Source organism: Halomonas sp. QHL1 (assembly GCF_001882345.1).
In the GTDB taxonomy this organism is placed as follows: Bacteria; Pseudomonadota; Gammaproteobacteria; order Pseudomonadales; family Halomonadaceae; genus Vreelandella.
Map to the genome: position 1 here is coordinate 3,672,574 of NZ_MINL01000001.1, position 17,131 is coordinate 3,689,704.

The following is a 17,131-nucleotide window of genomic DNA, read 5'->3' on the forward strand; positions in this document are numbered from 1 at the left end:
CCATCTATGGTGTTGGACGAGCCCCATATCGCCCGAGCGGTATCATCATCGGTTTGCCGGTGACGGGGTCTTCAATGACGCGGCTTTCCAGTCCAAACACTTCTCGTACCATCTGCTCGGTCAGAATCTTTTCGGGTGGGCCTGCTGCGTAGACTTTCCCGTTGGCCATGGCCAACAGTTTGTCGGCGTAGCGGGCGGCCAGATTGAGTTCGTGGAGCACCATGACAATAGTGGTGCCACGCTGCTGGTTGAGGTCGGTTAAAAGGTCGAGTACCTCGATTTGGTGGTTGATATCCAGAAAGGTGGTGGGCTCATCAAGCAGCAGCACGTCGGTTTGCTGGGCAAGTGCCATGGCGATCCAGGCGCGTTGCCGCTGTCCACCGGAAAGCTCCTCCACGTTGTATTCGGCCAATTCCACCATGTGTGTGGCTGCCAACGCTTCAGCCACGGCGGTTTCGTCAGCGCTGCTCCAGCGATTGAAAAGACCTTGATGCGGGTGGCGGCCACGGCTAACCAGCTCAAGCACGGTAATACCTTCCGGCGCGATGGGGGATTGCGGCAGAAAACCTAACTGCTGAGCCAGGCGGCGGGTGGGCAATTGATGAATGGCGTTGCCATTCAGTAATACGCTGCCTTGCTCGGGGGTTAATAGCCGCGAAAGTACACGCAAAAGCGTCGATTTTCCGCAGGCGTTGGCGCCTACAATGGCGGTGGTATGGCCAGCGGGCACCGTTAGGCTAACGTTATCGAGTATGCTGCGTTCCGCATAGCCTGCCACCAGGCCGTGGGCGAGAAGTGAGGAAGCGTTCATAGGGTGCCTCTGGTTTTTTTGTCGCGGATAAGCAGATAAACAAGATAGGGCGCGCCTAATACACCGGTCACGATACCCACCGGATGGCGGGCGGGTAGCAGAAACTGCCCCGCATAATCGCCTAACAGCACCAGCAGGGCGCCCACCAGTGCAGAAGGCATTAGCAGTGAGCCGCTTCGGCCCATCAGACGCGCCGCAATGGGGCCGGAAAGAAATGCCACAAACGCTACGGGTCCGGAAACGGCGGCCGCGAAGGCGACCAGCGCGACGGCTGACACCACCACGATAATGCGCGTAGCAGCCAATCCAACGCCTAGCCCTGCGGCAACATCATCGCCCATGCGCAGGGTTTCGAGGTCGCGACGGCGGCTTAACAGCAGCCCGCCGAACAGCAGCAAAGCAATCAACAGCGGCAGCGCCTGGCCAAGCTGAACACCATTCACGCTGCCGGTGATCCAGCGCAGGGCTTCTTGCAGCGTCCAGCTTGGCGCGCGCATCAGCAGGTAGGCAGTAACGCTTTGCAGCATTGCGGCCAAGCCAATGCCGATCAGGATAAGCCGCCCGCCGGTAACGCCCTGCCGCCAGGAGAGCGTATAGATCAGCAGCGCGACGCCCAATCCCGATGCAATTGCTACCACTGAAACCGCCGGGCCACTTAGCGAGAGCACCACAATGGCAAACACTGCCCCCGTGCTCGCGCCGGTGCTGATGCCAATAATATCCGGGCTTGCCAGCGGGTTGCGCAGCATGGTTTGAAAGGCGATACCCCCCAAGCCAAAGCAAGCGCCCACGAGCACTGAAACCACTGCTCTTGGCAGGCGTAGTTCGCGCACGGTGAAGCCAATCCCCGGCACCTCGGCCCCGCCAAGTACCCGTAGCACTGTGGTAAGCGGGGTGAATGACTGCCCCAACATCAGGGTTAACGCCACGCCCGAGAGCAGGCAGGCGGTGAGTATTGTGAGCATACGAAAGCGACGCTTTGCGTTCGCCCTGCGTATTTGGCTAAAGTGGCTGATCGCGATGAGGGGCGGCGGGTTCATAGCGAACCTACTTTGCGGTTGCGGACAATCCAGATAAATACCGGCGCGCCGATAAAGGCGGTCACTATGCCTACGTCCAGCTCCGAAGGGTGAGCCACCAGCCGCCCGAATACGTCTGAAAAGGTCAGCAATACGGCACCACCCAGGGCGGAGAAGGGCAACAGCCAGCGGTAATCGCCACCCACTAGCAGGCGGCAGGCGTGGGGCACCACCAGTCCGACAAAACCAATCGGGCCACACACCGCGGTAATCGGACCGCATAGCAGTACCGCACCCACCGCCGACATGGCCCTGGCAACGGCCACCTTCTCACCCAGCCCAGCGGCGGTATCGTCGCCCAGCGCCAGCATATTGAGCTTTCGGGCGGCGAGCAGGGTGATTACAAACCCCGTGAACAGAAAGGGCAGCACCGGCAGGAGCTGGCTATAAGTGGCGCCGCCGACCCCGCCCACTAACCAGGATTGCACCAGCCCCCCAATATCGCCTCGCGGTAGTACCACTGCGGTGGCAAGCGAGCTAAGCGCGGCGGTAATGGCAGCGCCTGCCAGTGCCAGCCGGAGCGGCGTGGCACCGCCTTGGCCTAGGCTGGCTATTGCATAAACCGCGACGGCGGTTAACCCAGCCCCCAAAATTGCTGTCCAGATATAGTGGGAGGTTTCTTCAATACCAAACCAAGCGATGCCAATCACTACCGCCAGCGCTGCCCCGGCGTTTACGCCCAGCAAGCCGGGGTCGGCGAGGGGATTGCGGGTCAGGCCCTGCATGACGCCACCGGATACGCCCAGCGCGGCTCCGGAAAGCATGGCCAATAGGGTGCGCGGTAGTCTGCTTGCCACGGCGGCATCGCCAATGGTCTCGACCTGCCCACTCAGCGCGGCGGTTATTTCCTGCCAACCAACCTCGCGGGCGCCGAAGGCGACGGAGAGCATGACAGCGAGGATCAGCAAAACAAGTAATACCACGCCACCCGCAAAACGCAGGGCGGCTTTTTTGTTGATGCTGACAGCGGCTAAACCCGTAAAACCTGAGCCAGGCAGCGTGCCGCTACGGTCGTTACTTACGTGCGGCTTCTGAGAGTAGGTCTGCATAATCGTCCAGCAACCATGAAATCGACATTGGGGTGGGGTTAGCCGCCGTGCCCAGTGGGGTATTGCCGAGCAATACAATGGCGCCGCGCTCCACCACCGGCAGTCGGGATGTCAGTGGGTGAGCCACAAGTTGATCAATCAGCGGTTGGCCGCCGTAGGTAACGAGAATATCCACATCATTAAGCTCGTCGATCAGTTCAGAGCTGATTTCACCAGCGAATTTGCCGGGCGTAGAGTTCTGCTTTACTACCTCGGGCGAGGCCAGCCCAAGGTCGTGGAAAAACTGCACCCGCGCGTCGTTGTCGGTGTAGAACGAGATGCTCCCTAGATTAGTGGGGTCAAGGTGGGTCACGAACATGGCCGTTTTGCCCGCAAGGTCAGGGTGGCTAGCGGCGGTAGCGGTAATCTGCGCCTCAATTTGCTCAACAAGAGCTTGGCCTTCCTCCACCATTCCCATGCCCGCGCTGTTGAGCCTCACCATCTCGCGGCAGTCGGTCGCCCAGGGACCATGGGAGTAGGCCACCACGGGGGCAATCTGGCTCAAGGTGTCATAGTCCACTTTGCTAAGCCCTGAGTAGGCGGCAAGAATCACATCGGGCTGGCTGGCAGCGACGGCTTCAAAATCAATCCCGTCACCTTCATCGAACAGGGCAGGGGGCTTGGCATCAAGCGCTTCAAGCCGGGCTTCCACCCAGGGCAGCAGCCCATTGCCGTTGTCATCGCCAAAGTTGGCGGCGGCAAATCCAACTGGCAAAACGCCCAGAGCAAGCGGTACTTCGTGATTAGCCCAGGCAACGGTCGCCACCCGCTCGGGTTTTTCCGCCAGCACCGTGGTGCCCAGGGCGTGCTCGATCTCAAGGGGGTATTGTTGGGCGCCAACCGGTGCAGCGCTGAGGCTGCACGCAGCGAGAAGCGTCACGCAAACGGCCAGACTTCTATGGAACAGTGCCATAGCCTTCTCCAAAAGCTTAAGACTTTGATAATGGATAGCCCTAACGGAGTGGTCAGGGCGCAGTGTTTGGGTTTATGCCAGATAGGCCGGGTAGTGCTTGGCGTCAACGTGTATTGCGATCATGGTCAATAGTTCAATATAAATGATTATGATTGACATTATCACTCTTGACTACGCGATGCTAGGTTTGGATACTCTCACGGCCTTTCAAAAGAAAATCACAAGGCGCGCAGGGTAGGTTTAATCATTTCAAGGGATCTTCAACATGACTGATAGCAAAGGCACCGTCCGGCGTAACGCAAGCCGCTTGCGGTGGCAGAAGGCCACTAACGCCATTCTGTGCGGCACGACGCTGGTGACTATTCCCATGATCGGGAACGCGCAGGAGACAGGCGACGGCAGTGACAATAATGAGGGGTATCGCCTCACCCCCATTATCGTCAACGCCCAGGCCTACGCTGATGATGATGCCAACTCGATAGTTGCCCAAGAGCTGTGGGTGGGCGGCAAGGTCGCAACCAGTCTTCTTGATACTCCCGCCTCCGTATCGGTCATCACAGAGAAGGAGATAGAGCAGCGAAATGCCTCTACCACCGAGGAAGTCCTGCAATATACGCCAGGGGTCCTTACCGATTTCTACGGCTCAGATGACCGTAACGACTATTTCAACATCCGGGGATTCCAGGCCACCACCTACCGTGACGGGCTGACATTAGGCTCAATGCGCGGTGTTCGCGAGGAACCCTACGCCTATGAACGCGTCGAGGTGTTGCGGGGGGCCAACTCCACCCTGTTTGGCCCGGCCGATCCGGGTGGTTCGGTCAACTTCGTAAGCAAACGGCCACGGTTTGAGCGTTTTGGCGAAGGCTATCTCTCCTACGGTTCATTTGACGAAAAAGAGGCTGGTATTGATGTTGGTGACACGCTAAACGCTGACGAGACAGTGGCCTACCGTTTCACCGGCACCATCAGGGATAGCGATCGCGAATACGATCACTCCAAAGACAACAATGGCTTCTTGATGGGCGGCCTGACCTGGGAGCCAACGGATTACACCTCAGCGAGCGTCATCTTCGACTACTTGAAGCGTGACGACACTCCTAATAGCGGTGGTTATCCACTTGATCGGGAATATGATCGCAGTGACTTCTTTGGTGAGGCTGATTTCAACTTTCACGATGTCGAGCGTACCAGCCTCACCGGACAGCTCACTCATGATTTCAACAACGGGCTGACCCTGCGGGGTAACCTGCGTTACAGCGACCTGACGGATGACTTCGGTTACGTTTACATCTCTGACTCTGCGGCGCGAGTAGGCAGCGTGGTGAATCGCGACTATTTTGGCACCGACAGCGAAGCCCAGGAGTTGATTGGCAACGCTATCCTGCAATACGACGCCCGTTTTGACCGGGTTGATAGCAGCACGCTCGTGGGGGTCGAATATCGCGATGCCTCAACCGAAGACAGCTCTGTATACGGAAATACGCAGCCAATCGACCTGGCGAACCCCGTCTTTAGCGGCGCCCCGAGTAGCCTTAACGTTTTCAGCAGCAACGAGCAGGACTTCACCACCGAGTCGGTGTTCCTGACACAGAATTTGTCCTTCTATGATCGATTCATTGTGACAGCGGGTGTACGCAACGACGCTCTGGATATCTCCAGCACCAACATCGCCGGTGTCACCGATTCCGATGACTTCTCAGAAACCTCCGTTCGCGGGGCGCTGACCTATAGAATCACCGACGAAATTTCCACCTATGTCAGCATGGTGGAATCGGTTGCACCACCCACGATCGGCGTTAAGCCCGAACGAGGCGAACAGTATGAGATTGGCGCGAAATACGCCCCTTTTGGCATGAATGCGCTGTTCTCGGCGGCAATCTATGACCTAACCAAGAATGACGTCACTATCTCGGTCGTGCAGGACAATGGCGTCATCGAGCAGGAAACCGTTGGCGAGTCTCGCGTGCGGGGCCTTGATCTGGAAGCCAAGACAGAGTTGACCGAAAATCTTAGCCTTATCGGTGGTTACTCCTATATGGAGTCGGAAGTGGTTCGCGATGACAATGCCTCCAGGGAAGGCAATGAATTTACCACTGCACCAAACCATACGGCTTCGCTCTGGGGTTACTATACCGTGCCAGGCAGGGAAATGAGCTTTGGCCTCGGCGCCCGCTACATCAGCTCCTACTACTTTGATGTCGCCAATACGTCCAAGAGCGATGCGGCAACGCTCTTTGATGCGGCCTTCAGCTATCAGTTCGTCAAAGACACCGACTTTACCGTTAACGTCAGCAACGTGTTCGACGAGCAGCACGTGGTCGGGTCAGCCACGGCAGACTACTATAATCCGGGTCGCGAAATTACCGCAAAAGTAAGATATCGCTGGTGATGTCCTAGCTATGGCTGGGCTGGGTGACTAGCCGATGCATTTGGCTATCAAGGCAGCCAACGCAAACCCCCGCGGAAGGCGGGGGTTTTGTGCTTTACGCTTCTTCAACGCCATCAACGATAAAGACGCGGTAGTCGGCACCTTGGAAGCGGTGCTTGCGAGCTTCCTGGTAGGCGGGGCTTTGGTACCAGGCGCGGGCGGCGGCCATGTCGGGAAAGCGCAGAATCACGGCCCCTTCCATGGCGCTGCCTTCCAGCACTTCAAAATCCCCGTAGAAGGCGAGCGGTTGTGGGTCGTGGCCTTCGCGAGCGGCTTTCGCCTTCTCGCCGTAGCGCTCCATCTCCTGGGAATCGTGGGTGTGTTCTCGAGTCAGCACGACATAAGCGGGCATTCAATTCTCCTGATGTAACCGTTAAAAAAACAGCTAGAGCATATCACCGCCCACCAGCGGAGCCACATTAGAAAGAGTGTTATTTAGCTTTACCGCGAATATCTTGAGTAGGCACTTCGTACTCTGGTTCTAGCTCTGGCTCAATCAAGATGGCTTTTTCAAACTTCTCATTTTCCAGAGCCGCCAAGGCGATCTCATAACAATCGTCGATATGGCTGTTACCCATATATTTCATGGCGGTAAAGCTAATGCTGCCTGCCACGGCGCTGCCGACGAAGGGCACGAACTTGGCAACACCTTTTGCAGCTACTTTGCCTGCCATCTTATTTAGCAGCATCACGATAAGCTTTCTGGTGATGTATTTACCGGCCATTTTACTGCCCGTATTTGAAATGGCGGTCATCACGAATAGCTTGGATTGGGTATCCAGGCTGTCGATTTGATCAGGCGATAAACCAAACTTTTCATTAATTTTGGGAATTAACCGCATCAATATGGCGACATCAGAACCAATATCCACACCGGGTAGTGGAATAATAGCCGCGCCAGCAGAAAGGCTTGAACTCTTTGTTACCATTGAGCGGCATGATTTTTTAATGGCTTCGAGCTCTTCGAGTGACTCGATCATATAAGGGCCTTTTTAGTTCAAACGTAAAAGGCAGCAGTCCAAGCGGCTGCCGCCTTCTTCACGCTATAGGTTAAGCGTCTTATTCATCACCTTCATAGGTGACACGCCAAACGGCGTTCGTCAGGTCATCGGCGATGATAAGGGCGCCTTCGGGGTCGATGGTGACGCCGACCGGTCGACCGCGGGTTTGACCATCTTCAGTGAGAAACCCGGAAACGAAGTCGATAGGATCGCCGGAAGGGCTGCCGTCGCTGAAGGGCACAAACACGACCTTATAGCCAACGGGGTCGGCGCGGTTCCAACTGCCGTGCTCGCCGATAAATACACCTTCCGCGAACTCATCGCCCATTTCGGGAATAGAGAAGGCGAGGCCAAGCGGCGCCACATGCGAACCCAGGCTGTAATCGGGCGCAATCGCCGACTCCACCTTTTCGGGGTTCTGCGGGCGAACGCGTGGGTCGACATTCTGACCCCAGTAGCTATACGGCCAGCCGTAGAAACCGCCTTCCTGAACAGTCGTGAGGTAATCGGGAACCAGGTCGGGGCCTAACTCATCACGCTCGTTGACCACTGCCCATAGCTGGTCGGTCTCGGGCTGAATAGTCAGCGCTGTGGGGTTACGCAGGCCGGTGGCGTAGGGTCTATGCATGCCGGTTTCGGCGTCAATCTCCCATACCTCCGCGCGGTTGACTTCCGCTTCCATGCCGCGCTCGGTGATGTTGCTGTTAGAGCCGATACCGACGTAGAGAAATTGTCCATCCGCACTGGCGGTCATTGCTTTGGTCCAGTGGTGATTGATCGCTGAGGGTAGCTCGGCAATCACTTCCGGAGGCCCATCAGCCTCGGTTTGACCTTCCTCGTAATCAAAGCGTACTAACGCGTCCTGGTTAGCCACGTATAGGTTGTTATCAACCAGTGCCAGCCCGTAAGGGGCATTAAGGTCTTCGGCAAATACTGATTGCTCGTAATTGCCATCGCCATTTTCATCGCGCAAAAGAGTTAAGCGGTTGCCGCTCTCTACAGTGGTATTACCCTGATCTTTGATATAGCCAGCGATAAAGTCTTTTGGCTTCAGTTGCGGTGCGTTGCCGCCACTACCCGCAGCAACCAGGATATCGCCATTAGGTAGCACCAGCGTTTGCCGCGGTATCTGAAGGTCGGTGGCGATAGCGGTAATGGTGTAGCCATTTGGCACGGTGGGTAGCTGGTCACCCCATTCGACTGGCTCTGGCACCTTCATGTCAGGCAAGAGCCCGCGTTCTGGTTCTGGCACAGTGGGGTTGGCCCCATACTGTTGTGCCTCTTGAGCGCTGGCAACGCCTGCGATTAGAAGTAGCGAGAGTGGCGCGGCGTAGATACTTAAACACTTCATGGCTTAACTCCAGCGCTAATACGGGAAAAACCAATCCACGTGGCCGCGCAAGCCAGCACGGTAACGACAATCGAAAGAACAAATCCGGTGGGCATCATCGCCCATGCATCCCGGGCATGGACCAGGGCATTGATAAAGCCAACGATCCAGGTGACAAGCAGAAGGCATAAATAAACCAGGGCGATCCCGCGACGCCGATCTGCCCGAAACAGCCCGATAATGGAGGCTAATAGCGCGAAACCAGTAAAAACAAGACCGCCAACAATAAGCCAGGAAGAGAAGGTGCTCCACTGGATATGGTAGCTCGTCGAGTAGGCGTAATCGCTTAATGCGGCGCCAAGAAAGAGAGGAATAGTCCCTGCAAGCAGTACTGCATGAAGCGGATGTAGCCCGCTTCGAACAGTGCGTTCGACAGTGGCTGTCACGGCAAACTCCTTATGCTGATCAAGCTAATTGATTTACCTAAACTGGGTGACGTATGCGCCCAACCAGCCCAGGTAACGACATCATGTTCGTTAGGACGGAGTATAGTTGACCCGTGAAATGTTGCCCAAAGCGAGGAGGATTAGATGAGGGAGTGCTGCCATCAGCATCGAGTCATGGGCACTCCTTTTCACCCCAGTTGTCACTGTAGATCGCTCGTTTGTGCCGAGAACGACCATTATCACCACTGGCTGATGACTTTCCCCGAAGCTTACTCGTCATCCCAGGGGTGTAAAGCTACGGGGATAAGGATGCTCATCGGTTCAACAACTAATTGAACAGCCGCCGAGCCAGTTCGCACGAACGGCATTAGCGATTCCCTCGAACATCATGGTAGCCAGGCGGTAGGTGCTGAGCGCCGGTACGGCCTGCGTGTGTGACGCTAGAATCAGGCAAATATGAATCCAATTGGCCTGTCGAATATCAATGGCTGAAAGGGCGCCATTACCGATGGCGGATGTACTTGAGAAAGGCCCGCATCGCCGCACTGGTGTGCCGTCTGCTCGGATAGTACAGATACCAACTCGGCAGCTTCTTCTTCCAGTCGCTGAGCAATTCAATAACTCTGCCCTGTTCGAGATCGGCGTGAACATATTCCTCAAACAGATGAGCGATTCCCGCTCCCGCAATCGCAGCCTGGAGTTCATGGTGCGCCGAACTCAGCGTCAACCGGCCTTGCGGCGTGATCTCAACTTCGTCTCCCGCCTTCTCGAATGTCCACGTTTCCATGGTGCCGCCGGGGAAGCGGCGGCGAATACAGTCATGCTGCAAGAGATCGCTCGGTGAGTCGGGCCGTCCGCGCTCGCGAAGATAGTCGGGCGAGGCCACGATGGCATATCGCAAGGTGGGGCCTAGGGGCATGGCGATCATGTCTTGAGCGAGTTGATTCCCGAAGCGCACGCCAGCGTCGAAGCCCTGTTCCACAATATCGATGATCGCCGCATCACTGACGATCTCAACGTCTACATCGGGATATATTTTCATAAACTCAAAGGCCAGCGGGCACAGCACGTGGTCGGCGGCCGGCCCTGGTGCATTGATCCGCACGCTGCCTGATGGGCGCTCTCGAAGCTGATTTAGATCGTCAATCGCGATTCGGATATCGTGAAGGGCGGGCCCGAGACGCTCGAGAAGACGCTTGCCTGCTTCAGTAGGCGCAACGCTACGTGTCGTTCGGTTCAAAAGCCGAATACCTAGGGCTTCCTCGAGCACGCTGATCGACTGGCTGATGGCCGAGGATGACACGCCCCTATCAAGCGCGGCAGCCCTAAAGCCTCCGCAGCGCACGACGTCATCAAATATTTCCAAGCTGTCAAGGCGTAGTGATCGCATTGCAAAGTCCTGCTTAATAAGCTGATCTGCTTTCGTTAGCTTATCCGCACGCCCGTTCTGCGTCATCCTTTGAAAGCACGTCATAAAGACTCGGGAGTGGCCACCCCCCCTAACTTGGATGGCGCTCGCTGAGAACAGGTACGGCTCCTGCAATCAAAGACTCGGACGGGATGGACAATATGAGCGGAATAACAATGAATCGTAGGAAGGTGATACTGACAGCAGCCTCGGTAGCGGCGGGAGTGATCTTGCCGACCGGCGGCACGGCTTTTGGGCAGGCAGTTTCCGCTGCAACCTCAATGAGCCAGGGTGGCAATGTAGGGGGAAATGTCGGCTATTACCGCTTAAACGTCGGCGACATCTCTGCAACTGTGTTGAGCGACGGACTGATAGGCGGCTCTCCGCGGATCTACGCCAGCAATGCACCAGAGGTGGAACTGGAGGAAGTTTTGAGGCAAGCCTTCCTGCCGAGCGACCACCTGACGCTAAATCTCAACACACTTCTCATCGAGACGAATGGCAGGCGAATTCTTCTCGAAGCAGGGGCAGGGCAGACGATGGGGCCGCAAGGTGGGCGCCTCTTCGATAATTTGGCCGCTATCGGTTTAAGGCCCGAGGACATTGATGTGGTGGTTGTTTCGCACACGCACCCGGACCATGTCGGCAATCTTCGAACAGTCGACGGTGGTAAGGCATTTCCGCGGGCGACTGTTTTTGTGCCTCGTGACGATTGGAACTTCTTCATTCTTAGCGAACCTGACCTTTCCTACATGCCTGTACCAGAGGATTTCCGTCGCAATTTCGCTGCAGCCATCCGGCGAAGTGTCGAGCCGGTCATGAACGAGATCGAGTTTTACGAAGCGGGTGCAGAGATCGTCCCTGGACTGACAACGCTTCCGGCGTTGGGTCACACTCCGGGCATGGTGAACTTCCTTGTTCATTCTGGGAACGATCAGCTTTTGTTGACGGCCGATCTTGCCTATCATCCCATCGTCAATATTGATCACTCATGGCTACCAGGTCCGGATCGTGACAAGGACAAGGCGCTTGCTTCCCGTCGCCGAATTTTCGATATGGCGGCGGCAGACCGAATCCCTGTTCTCGGCTTCCACTTTCCATTCCCGGGCCTTGGCCGAATGCTCAAGACGGACACCGGCTATGCCTGGGTCCCGGCCAATTGGCAGTTTTAATCCTGTGCAACACAGAGGGTCCGTGTGAAGGCATCATGGCGTGCACTATCATCGGGGTTCCAATGCTGCTAGTGCCGCTGGCTGGACCCTCAGCAGGCTACGTTCAAGTAGAATGCGGGAGGAAAATACATGCCGTCGCTAACGCCGGGTCAATACCAGCAGCGGCTTCGCTTGTTCGAAGCGCGCCGCTTAATGCTCGACGAAGGTTATTCCGCGAGCAATGCCGCCTTCGAGGTAGGTCACGAAAGTGTCTCGCAGTTTACTCGCAAATATGGTCGCCTTTTCCAGGCGCCACCAGAAGCGCTGCTAGGTAGCAGCGCTTAGGATTTTGAGAAGTGTCCGTGCTTACTCGGGTAGTTTGGCAATGACCTTGATTTCAAAGTCGAAGCCTGCCAGCCAAGTCACTCCGACCGCTGTCCAGTTCGGGTAGGGTTTTTCTGGAAACGCGCGCGCCTTAGCTTCCAACCAGATGGGGAATTGGGCTTCGGGGTCGGTATGGAAGCTCGTCACATCGACGATATCGTCGAAGCTTGCGCCTGCGGCTTCCAGGACTCGCTGCAGGTTGTCGAAAGCAAGCTGCACCTGGGCGGCAAAATCCGGCTCGGGTGAGCCATCTTCACGGCTACCGACCTGGCCCGACACAAACAGAAAGTCGCCCGAGCGGACGGCAGCGGAATAGGTGTTTTGTTCATAAAGCGCCTGGCGGCCTTGGGGGAAAACAACGTCACGCTTAGCCATGGGTATCTCCATCAGTAGGTCGAAACTGACCTTTTGTTTACGATGAAGTTACTTTAAGCCTGCATTCGCGGTGGATAAACGGCGAATTCTGTTCAACATTGTTTGTATATTTCAAACAATCACAAGGTGTTTGGCACAGCCATGGATCGTTTTAACGCAATGCAGGCATTTGCTCGAGTGGTGGAGACGGGCAGCTTTACCAAGGCAGCTGAAACACTTCACATGAGCAAGACCAGCGTGACGCAACTCGTGCAACAGCTAGAGGCACGGCTGCGTGTCAAGCTGCTCAACCGCACCACCCGCAAGGTTAACGTCACGGCGGACGGCGCCGCCTATTACGAGCGCGTTATAAAGCTTTTGGCCGATATGGATGATGCCGAAACCAGCCTCTCCAACGCCTCAGTGTTGCCTCGCGGCCGACTAAGAGTGGACGTACCCAGTCCTTTTGCTCGCATGATCCTGATTCCTGCCTTGCCTGCATTTCACGCTCACTATCCCGATATTCAAATCGATATGGGCGTGAGTGATCGCATGGTGGACCTGATCGGTGAAAGCGTGGACTGTGTGGTGCGCGGCGGAGAGCCCACAGATTTATCGTTGGTGGCGCGCCATGTGGGCGACCTAAGAAGCGGTATTTACGCCGCACCGAGCTACCTGGAAAGGGCGGGTTTGCCTTCGCACCCGCAAGAACTCTCAGCGCCCCCTCATTACATTGTAGCCTTCCGATGGGCACGGGCTGGCGCGGCCTTTCCCTACGCCATGCACCGCAGCGGAGAGCGCGTCAGCGTACAGGGCCGCTACGTGATCTCGGTTGACGACGGCAATGCTGGCCTTGCGGCGGGCCTCGCGGGGCTCGGCGTAGTATGGCTTCCTGACTACATGACCTGTGAGCACGTTTCGCGCGGCGAGCTGGTTCGCTTATTTGATGATTGGCACCTCGACCCAATGCCGATGTATGTCGCATTTCCACCGAACCGGCATGTCAGCGCTAAGCTGCGCGTATTCATTGATTGGGTCGTGGAATTGATGGCTCAGCATGCGCCTGTCGTTGATCGGCAGATGCATAAACGCTAACGGTGAAGCCCACCAGTGATAGCGGTTTCTCTGTTTTGGTTGTGCTGTCACTTGAGAGAATGTCGCCAGCCCCTCACCCTTGCAAATACCTCCCCGGCAGCTGTTCGGCCAGAAAGTCCATGAACAGCCGGGTGCGTTGGGAAAGCGTGGTTTGGCGGTAGTACACGGCATTGACGGCTTGGGTTTGCAGTTCAATGTGATCCGGCAGTACATCAACCAGTGCACCTTTCTGGCGGGGAAGAATGGTCATAAAGTCGGCCAGGCAAACAATGCCTTGTCCTGCGATGGCCAGTTCTATCAGCGTGCTACCGCTTGAAGCGGCGAGTGCTGGCGTAATATGTAGGCGCTTGCCGTCGGTGCAGGTAAGCGGCCACTGGTTAAGGTGGTCGAGTTGGCTGAAGCCTAGCAGGCTGTGCTTTTGAAGGTCGTGGACGCTTTGTGGTGTGCAGTGGCGTTCAAGGTAGGCGGGGCTGGCCAGAAGGCGCAGCGGGCTGTAGCCGAGGAGGCGGGCGTGAAGCGATGAGTCTTCCAGCTTGCCGATGCGGATGGCCAGATCAACTCGCTGTTCGAGCAGGTCGACAAAACGGTCATGGGTATCGAGTTCCAGCGTAATACCCGGGTAGCGGGCGCGGAACTCGCCAATTATCGGCACAATAACGAACTGCATAAAACTGGGGGCGGCGTTGACTCGCAACCGACCTTGGGGTTGGTTGTGGCGATCCAGCATTGCCTCTTCGGCCTCATCCACGGCGGCCAGGATACGGCGGCAATGGTTTAGGAATGTTTCGCCCTCTTCGGTCAGCTCTAAGCGGCGCGTCGTTCGACGTAGCAGGGTGGCGCCGAGCTTTTGCTCCAGGCGATTGAGCGCGCGGCTAACCCCTGAAACGGTAATGCCAAGCCGTTCGGCAGCGCCGGTGATTGAGCCGCTATCGACCACCGTCACAAATGCTTGCTGTTCTTCAAGGGTGCTTTTCATGGCGTGCTTTCCATAACGTTATCGCCTGCCTTAATGGTAAATACCGCAACTGTTGATTTTAAATCAAAAGTGTCTTGATTAAATGTCGCTATTTTTTCGTATGCATTGAATCCACAATACCGCTCATTAAACGCCATGCAAGCGCTTTAAAGCATGGGTGTACTGACTATCGTGAGAGGTTTTTGATGAAAGTTCTTTTGATTAACGGCGGTAAAGCGTTTGCCCACTCTGGCGGAAAACTCAATAATACGCTACACGGCGTGGCAGTGAGCACTCTGCAGGAAATGGGTTACGAGGTGCGCGAGACGGTGATTGACCAGGGATATGACCTGGAAGCTGAAGTGCAGAACTACCTGTGGGCAGACGCCATTGTTTATCAGATGCCTGGCTGGTGGATGGGCGCACCGTGGATCGTTAAGCGTTACATCGATGAGGTGTTTACAGAAGGCCACGGTTCGCTATACGCCAGCGATGGCCGCAGTCGCCAAGACCCGACGAGGCAGTACGGCAGCGGTGGCCTGTTGCAGGGCCGCCGCTACATGCTGTCGTTAACCTGGAATGCGCCCCTGGAGGCGTTCGATGAACCGGACAACTTCTTCGAAGGACGCGGTGTGGATGGTGTCTACTTCCCGTTCCATAAGTCACAAGAGTTTATCGGCCTAGAGGCACTACCCACCTTTATCGCCAATGATGTGATGAAGGCGCCAGATGTAGAGCGCGACAAAGCCGCTTATCGTACCCATCTGCGCCGTGCACTCGGCTAGGTTTCGTACGTTGAAGCGCTAAGTACGACTCAGTCGATGGCGTAGTTTAGGCAGTGTCCGCGCAATTGGCGGTAGGCGAGTGGCCATGATTAGCGCCGCAATAGCGGCATACATCGCCCACTCTTGCATGTCGGCGCGGACTACCCAAAAGAAGTGCAGCAGCACCAAACCTAAAATGGCGTAGGATAATTTGTGTAGCGGCTTCCAGCGTTTGCCTAGCCGCTTCATCGCCCAACGGTTGGAGGTGGCGCCCAGCACCGCAAGGCCAATTAGCGCGAGTATGCCCACAATGATGTAAGGCCGTTTGACCAGTTCGCTACCCAGCAGTGCCCAGTTAAGGCCCAGGATAAACAGCGCGTAGCTGAGCATATGCAGGGTGGCGTAGGCGAGAGCCCAGAGACCCAGCTGGCGCCGAATCAGGGCAAAGCCTTTCCAGCGGGTTAGCTTGGTCAGCGGGGTAAGGCTCAAGGTCAGTAACAGCATCCATAGCGCGCCGATGCCGATATTCAGCAATAAGTAGCGCCCCGGCTCCGGGCCAGCGGCGTTATTCGCCACCTGCCACCCCCAGAATACCAACGGCACTAGCGCTGCGAGGAACACCCCCACGCGCCAGAGTAGCCATACGCGCTGTGCTGCCATTAGTAGTTAGTCCTTAAATCTAACCCCGCATACATCTCGGCGACTTCGTCGGCGTAGCCGTTAAACATCAGAGTATCGATGGCATTGGGGCTGAACAGGCTGTTGGGCAGCCGCCGCTCGGTGGCCTGACTCCAGCGGGGGTGGTCGACCTCTGGATTAACGTTGGCATAGAAGCCGTACTCATCAGCGGCGATTTGCTGCCAGGAGTTAACCGGCTGCTCTTCCACCAGCGAGATACGCACAATCGACTTGATGCTCTTAAAGCCATACTTCCAGGGCACGACTAGCCGTAAGGGCGCGCCGTTTTGGTTGGGCAGTTCGCGGCCGTACATCCCCATGGCAAGCAGCGTTAGCGGATGCATGGCTTCGTCTAAGCGCAGACCTTCCACGTAGGGCCAATCGATTATCGAGAACGAGGAGCGCTGCCCGCGCATTTGTTCCGGATCCACCAGGGTTTCAAAACGCACGTACTTGGCTTTACTGGTGGGATCGGCGCGTTTGATCACCTCGGCCAACGGGATGCCTAGCCAGGGAATCACCATCGACCACGCCTCTACGCAGCGCAGGCGGTAAATGCGCTCTTCAAACTGCGAGGGCTTTGCAAAGTCTTCTAGGGCAAAACGCCCACCGTTATTGACTTCGCCATCCACCACCACGCTCCATGGTTCGGTCTGCAGACTGCCTGCATGGCGGGCAGGGTCGCCCTTGTCGGTGCCGAACTCGAAAAAGTTGTTGTAGCCACTGGCGTCATCAAAGGGGGCTATTTTATCTTTGTCAGGGTCGCTTGGGGTGATAGCTCGCCACTGGGTGTCGCTGATTTTCTCTTTTAACCACGTGGGTGCATCGCCTTCAGGAACATCCGAATAATCGGCATTTGCGCGTGCTTGGCCGGAAAGGGCGAGCCCCGCGCCTAGACCTGCCATACCGCCCATAAAGCGCCGCCGAGAGAGGTAGATGGACTCAGGCGTTACATCGGATTCGTGTAAGTCACTCGGTTTGGCAATCTTTATCAACATGGAATATCTCCTGCTAGGTTAAGCCGACGTCAGCGTTAATGTGAGCCACCGTTTATTCAAAGTGTAGGTTCGACGCATTAAGGAGTAATAAAGTTCTACATAACTTGTAGGTATTGGGTCTTAAAAACAAGTAATGGATGAGTTGATTTGCTTGGTGCAGAAGCCTACCGCTTGAATGACATGAATGGCAGGCTTAATAAGCCTACTATAGACCGTCGGCTAAGCCTTATGTCCCTCACCTAATT

18 protein-coding genes are annotated in these 17,131 nt (G+C 56.2%); 5 read left to right on the forward strand and 13 right to left on the reverse strand.

Annotation, left to right across the window (positions count from 1 at the left end):
- Window positions 1-4 precede the first annotated feature (4 nt).
- The 4 genes from QHL1GM_RS16835 to QHL1GM_RS16850 are packed head-to-tail and all read right to left on the reverse strand — an operon-like array spanning window position 5 to window position 3,891.
- On the reverse strand, window positions 5-811 hold the full coding sequence (locus tag QHL1GM_RS16835) for an ABC transporter ATP-binding protein (protein ID WP_071695498.1): 807 nt from the start codon (window positions 809-811) through the stop codon (window positions 5-7).
- Window positions 808-1,851: an iron chelate uptake ABC transporter family permease subunit gene (locus QHL1GM_RS16840; protein ID WP_071695499.1), complete on the reverse strand. Its 1,044-nt coding sequence runs from the start codon at window positions 1,849-1,851 to the stop codon at window positions 808-810. The genes QHL1GM_RS16835 and QHL1GM_RS16840 overlap by 4 nt, the downstream gene beginning before the upstream one ends.
- Window positions 1,848-2,939, reverse strand: coding sequence for an iron ABC transporter permease (locus QHL1GM_RS16845; protein ID WP_254795323.1), 1,092 nt, complete (start codon window positions 2,937-2,939; stop codon window positions 1,848-1,850). Before QHL1GM_RS16845 ends, QHL1GM_RS16840 begins: the two co-directional genes overlap by 4 nt.
- Window positions 2,905-3,891 (reverse strand): iron-siderophore ABC transporter substrate-binding protein, encoded by a 987-nt coding sequence (locus QHL1GM_RS16850; RefSeq protein WP_071695500.1) that lies wholly within the window; start codon window positions 3,889-3,891, stop codon window positions 2,905-2,907. The genes QHL1GM_RS16845 and QHL1GM_RS16850 overlap by 35 nt, the downstream gene beginning before the upstream one ends.
- A 265-nt stretch (window positions 3,892-4,156) precedes the next feature.
- Between QHL1GM_RS16850 and QHL1GM_RS16855 the strand changes: the two genes are divergently transcribed.
- Window positions 4,157-6,283 (forward strand): TonB-dependent siderophore receptor, encoded by a 2,127-nt coding sequence (locus QHL1GM_RS16855; RefSeq protein ID WP_071695501.1) that lies wholly within the window; start codon window positions 4,157-4,159, stop codon window positions 6,281-6,283.
- Window positions 6,284-6,377: 94 nt separating this feature from the next.
- On the opposite strand, the gene QHL1GM_RS16860 is transcribed toward QHL1GM_RS16855, so the two are convergent.
- The 5 genes from QHL1GM_RS16860 to QHL1GM_RS16880 all read right to left on the reverse strand — a co-directional run bounded on the left by QHL1GM_RS16860 (window position 6,378) and on the right by QHL1GM_RS16880 (window position 10,555).
- On the reverse strand, window positions 6,378-6,674 hold the full coding sequence (locus QHL1GM_RS16860) for a DUF1330 domain-containing protein (protein WP_071695502.1): 297 nt from the start codon (window positions 6,672-6,674) through the stop codon (window positions 6,378-6,380).
- A 79-nt stretch (window positions 6,675-6,753) separates the two neighbouring features.
- Window positions 6,754-7,302: a hypothetical protein gene (locus QHL1GM_RS16865; protein ID WP_071695503.1), complete on the reverse strand. Its 549-nt coding sequence runs from the start codon at window positions 7,300-7,302 to the stop codon at window positions 6,754-6,756.
- A gap of 79 nt (window positions 7,303-7,381) precedes the next feature.
- Complete coding sequence (locus QHL1GM_RS16870; RefSeq protein WP_071695504.1) at window positions 7,382-8,674, reverse strand: sorbosone dehydrogenase family protein; 1,293 nt, start codon at window positions 8,672-8,674, stop codon at window positions 7,382-7,384.
- A complete protein-coding gene (locus QHL1GM_RS16875) occupies window positions 8,671-9,099 on the reverse strand; it encodes a DUF2231 domain-containing protein (RefSeq protein WP_071695505.1) in 429 nt (142 codons plus the stop codon). Before QHL1GM_RS16875 ends, QHL1GM_RS16870 begins: the two co-directional genes overlap by 4 nt.
- Before the next feature lie 502 nt (window positions 9,100-9,601).
- Window positions 9,602-10,555 carry a LysR family transcriptional regulator gene (locus QHL1GM_RS16880; RefSeq protein ID WP_071696034.1) on the reverse strand — a complete coding sequence of 318 codons (954 nt, stop codon included), beginning with the start codon at window positions 10,553-10,555 and terminating at the stop codon, window positions 9,602-9,604.
- 113 nt (window positions 10,556-10,668) lie between these two features.
- Here QHL1GM_RS16880 and QHL1GM_RS16885 point away from each other — a divergent pair, with 113 nt between their 5' ends.
- Both QHL1GM_RS16885 and QHL1GM_RS16890 read left to right on the forward strand, forming a co-directional pair.
- Window positions 10,669-11,679, forward strand: coding sequence for an MBL fold metallo-hydrolase (locus tag QHL1GM_RS16885; protein WP_083571097.1), 1,011 nt, complete (start codon window positions 10,669-10,671; stop codon window positions 11,677-11,679).
- Between the two features lie 129 nt (window positions 11,680-11,808).
- Window positions 11,809-12,003, forward strand: a complete 195-nt coding sequence (locus QHL1GM_RS16890; RefSeq protein ID WP_071695506.1) for a helix-turn-helix domain-containing protein — start codon at window positions 11,809-11,811, stop codon at window positions 12,001-12,003.
- A gap of 21 nt (window positions 12,004-12,024) precedes the next feature.
- On the opposite strand, the gene QHL1GM_RS16895 is transcribed toward QHL1GM_RS16890, so the two are convergent.
- Entirely contained in the window at window positions 12,025-12,417 is a 393-nt protein-coding gene (locus QHL1GM_RS16895; RefSeq protein ID WP_071695507.1) for a RidA family protein, read from the reverse strand.
- A gap of 141 nt (window positions 12,418-12,558) precedes the next feature.
- On the opposite strand from QHL1GM_RS16895, the gene QHL1GM_RS16900 reads away from it, so the two are divergent.
- Window positions 12,559-13,491 carry a LysR family transcriptional regulator gene (locus tag QHL1GM_RS16900; protein ID WP_071695508.1) on the forward strand — a complete coding sequence of 311 codons (933 nt, stop codon included), beginning with the start codon at window positions 12,559-12,561 and terminating at the stop codon, window positions 13,489-13,491.
- Window positions 13,492-13,564: 73 nt separating this feature from the next.
- On the opposite strand, the gene QHL1GM_RS16905 is transcribed toward QHL1GM_RS16900, so the two are convergent.
- On the reverse strand, window positions 13,565-14,467 hold the full coding sequence (locus QHL1GM_RS16905) for a LysR substrate-binding domain-containing protein (RefSeq protein ID WP_071695509.1): 903 nt from the start codon (window positions 14,465-14,467) through the stop codon (window positions 13,565-13,567).
- Between the two features lie 185 nt (window positions 14,468-14,652).
- On the opposite strand from QHL1GM_RS16905, the gene QHL1GM_RS16910 reads away from it, so the two are divergent.
- Window positions 14,653-15,231: an NAD(P)H-dependent oxidoreductase gene (locus tag QHL1GM_RS16910; protein ID WP_071695510.1), complete on the forward strand. Its 579-nt coding sequence runs from the start codon at window positions 14,653-14,655 to the stop codon at window positions 15,229-15,231.
- 18 nt (window positions 15,232-15,249) lie between these two features.
- Here QHL1GM_RS16910 and msrQ read toward each other — a convergent pair whose 3' ends face one another.
- The gene (msrQ, locus tag QHL1GM_RS16915; RefSeq protein ID WP_071695511.1) at window positions 15,250-15,870 is read right to left on the reverse strand and encodes a protein-methionine-sulfoxide reductase heme-binding subunit MsrQ; all 621 of its coding nucleotides are present in this window, start codon (window positions 15,868-15,870) and stop codon (window positions 15,250-15,252) included.
- The gene (gene msrP / locus QHL1GM_RS16920; RefSeq protein WP_071695512.1) at window positions 15,870-16,886 is read right to left on the reverse strand and encodes a protein-methionine-sulfoxide reductase catalytic subunit MsrP; all 1,017 of its coding nucleotides are present in this window, start codon (window positions 16,884-16,886) and stop codon (window positions 15,870-15,872) included. Before msrP ends, msrQ begins: the two co-directional genes overlap by 1 nt.
- Window positions 16,887-17,131: the final 245 nt, after the last annotated feature.